This is a genomic window from Pseudomonas brassicacearum (assembly GCF_003732265.1).
In the GTDB taxonomy this organism is placed as follows: Bacteria; Pseudomonadota; Gammaproteobacteria; order Pseudomonadales; family Pseudomonadaceae; genus Aquipseudomonas; species Aquipseudomonas brassicacearum_D.
On record NZ_MOBK01000105.1, the window covers coordinates 1 to 540 of the forward strand.

The 540-nt window shown below is 58.3% G+C and carries 1 pseudogene; it reads right to left on the bottom strand.

What is annotated here, in order from left to right:
• Window positions 1–540 (bottom strand): annotated as a pseudogene (locus tag BK660_RS30265) (hypothetical protein); the annotation flags it as partial.

A 540-nucleotide genomic window follows, 5' to 3' on the forward strand; every position in this document is an offset into this window, starting at 1 on the left:
GATTCTTGCCGACTCGGATTCTCGAACCGCGGCACCGGACTGTTCCACTCGATAGCGCACCGACACCTCACCACCGAGATGTGCAGCGATGTGCGCCCCGTCAACCCAGAATGACAGCACGTCAGCGACAGCAAATGTTTCGACCTTCAGGCTGTCGCTGAACGTTGCCGGCATTGCTTCAGCGCCCCACAGCAATGTGACCCGATCCCCCGCCGCCATTCGGGCATAAGGCTGAAGCACGACAAGCGTGCCGTCCGTCACTCGCTCCGGATCCAGTGTTCCCCTTATCGCTCCCTCGACAATTGGTGCAAGCAACTGCGGCCGTGTATCTCCCACCGACAATTGCACGCGTGCAGATAACGCTGGGACTGACGAGCTCGCACTGAGCAGTTTCCAGTAAACCTCCAGCGAACCGCCATCCAGTGCGGCGATGTGCATGCCTTTGATAACGAAAACGACATCCTTGCCGACCTGGGCTTCGCTGACATAGCGCACCATTTCATGCTGATAGACGAAGCCTTCTATATCCAGCCCCTCCCA